The following is a 2154-nucleotide window of genomic DNA, read 5'->3' on the forward strand; positions in this document are numbered from 1 at the left end:
TGTCAACGCCGGCCCAACCGGGACCACCGTGGTCCGGCTGAAACGGGACCACCTCGGTTTGGTTGATCTTTAGTCGTTGGTCTTGGTGGCCGGTGGGACCCGGCCGAGGTCGCGGTCTTTGAGTCGGTAGCTGTCGCCCTTCATGGAGATGACTTCGGCGTGGTGGACGAGGCGGTCGATCATGGCTGCGGCGACGACGTCGTCGCCGAAGACCTCTCCCCACCGGCCGAAGGGCTTGTTGCTGGTCACGATCAGGCTGGCGCGTTCGTAGCGGTTGGAGACCAGTTGGAAGAACAGGTTCGCGGCTTCGGCTTCGAAGGGGATGTAGCCGACCTCATCGACGATCAGCAGTGGGATCCGGCCGAGCTTGACCAGTTCGTCCTGCAGGCGGCCGGCGTGGTGGGCATCGGCCAGGCGGGACACCCACTGGGCTGCGGTGGCGAACGCGACCCGGTGCCCGGCCTGGCAGGCCCGGATCCCCAGGCCGATGGACAGGTGGGTCTTGCCGGTGCCGGGCGGGCCGAGGAACACCACGTTCTCCTTCGACGCCACGAAGTCCAGGGTGCCCAGATGGGCGATGGTCTCCCGTTTCAGGGACCGTTGGTGGTCGTAGTCGAACTCCTCCAGGCTCTTGCGGGCCGGGAACCGGGCGGCGCGGATGCGCCCGTCACCGCCGTGGGCCTCCCGGGCGGCGACCTCACGTTGCAGGCAGGCGGCGAGGAACTCCTCATGCGTCCACGACTCGGCCCTGGCCCGTTCAGCGAGACGTTCCACGGAGGCGGCCAGAGAGGGCGCTTTCAACGCGCGGGTGAGGAACGCGATCTCCGAGGTGACGTCGCGGTTGCTGGTCTTGGTGGCCATCAGGCTGCCACCTCCTCGTCGAGGCCGAACATCTGGTCGTAGTCACTGAGCCGCCGGTGCTCGACCTCAGCGGTGAGGGCCGGTGCCTGCCGGGCGACCTGGCGCAGGTCGGCGGCGGCCTGACGATGGGCCGGGTCGGTGATGCTCTGATGCCTGGCCCAGCACCGCTGATGCGAGGCGACCTGGCGGCCGTCGCAGAACACCCGCACCCGATCGGTGTCGGCGACGATGTCGACCCGTCGGCCGACCACCGCCGGGTGCACCGAGTAGTCGTTGCCGTCCAAACGCACGTAATGATCACGCGGCAGACGTGTGCTCTGCCGCCAACCGACCGCCGGTGCCACGGGCGGCAGCGACACCATCGCGGCCCGGTCGGCGTCCCACCGCTCCGCCGGACGACAGCCCAACATCCGGTGCTGGCGGTTGTTCGCCCGCACCACCCACTCGGCGAGTTGGGCGTTGAAATCCGCCGGTGAGCCGAACCGGCGCCCGGGCAGGAACGACGTCTCCAGGTAGCCGTTGGCCCGCTCGACCAGCCCTTTGGCCTCCGGGTCCGCCGGCCGGCACTGGATCACCCTGATGCCCAGGGTGCCGCGGAAGGCGTTCATCGTCTCGGTCAGCTGCGGCCGTCCCGCCCGCCACTGCCCGACCGCGGACTCGTTGTCCCACACCAACGCCTTCGGCACCCGTCCCCATCCGGAGATCAGCGTCCAGTGCCCGCCCAGCAGATCCGGTGACTGCCGAGACGGGATCATCACCGCTGACAGCCACCGCGAGTAGCCGCACACCATCACCAACACCGGAGGCCGGCCGGTCTGCCCGAACCCCAACGGCACGTCCGCCGGCGGGAACCACAGATCACACTGCGCCAACTCGCCCGGCAGGTACTCCGTGCGCTGCGCCGGGTCCGGACGGCGGAACAACGGCCGCAACTGCTGTACCCGGTCGCAGAACACCGTCTTTCCCCGGGTCCACCCGACCCGTTCCATGATCACCGTCGAGGGCATGTCCGGGAACTCCGCCAACAGCACCCGGATCTGCGGTTCGACCGCGTCCACGATCGACCCCTTCGCGGCCCGCCGGTACCGTGGCGGCTCGTCGCTGGCCAGGGCCTTCTTCACCGTGTTGCGAGACATCCTCAACCGTCTAGCGATGGCCTGGATCGCCATCCCTTCCGACCGCCGCAGCCGCCGGATCTCCGCCCAGTCCTCCACGCTCAGCACCTCCCGATGCTTCAGGAGGTGGTCCCGATTCAGCCGGAACCACATGGTCAGTTTTCAGGCGGAACCGACA

2 protein-coding genes are annotated in these 2154 nt (G+C 68.8%); both read right to left on the minus strand.

What is annotated here, in order from left to right; translation table 11 throughout:
* Window positions 1-69 precede the first annotated feature (69 nt).
* Entirely contained in the window at window positions 70-861 is a 792-nt protein-coding gene (gene istB, locus AB0H28_RS30000; protein WP_358047495.1) for an IS21-like element helper ATPase IstB, read from the minus strand.
* On the minus strand, window positions 861-2084 hold the full coding sequence (istA, locus tag AB0H28_RS30005) for an IS21 family transposase (protein ID WP_358047497.1): 1224 nt from the start codon (window positions 2082-2084) through the stop codon (window positions 861-863). The genes istB and istA overlap by 1 nt, the downstream gene beginning before the upstream one ends.
* Between the last annotated feature and the right edge of the window lie 70 nt (window positions 2085-2154).

Source organism: Micromonospora sp. NPDC050980 (genome assembly GCF_040653835.1).
Taxonomy (GTDB): domain Bacteria; phylum Actinomycetota; class Actinomycetes; order Mycobacteriales; family Micromonosporaceae; genus Micromonospora.

Excerpts from the sequence above, each read along its gene's own strand:
- istB (WP_358047495.1), bottom strand. The coding sequence starts at position 861 with ATGGCCACCAAGACCAGCAACCGCGACGTCACCTCGGAGATCGCGTTC.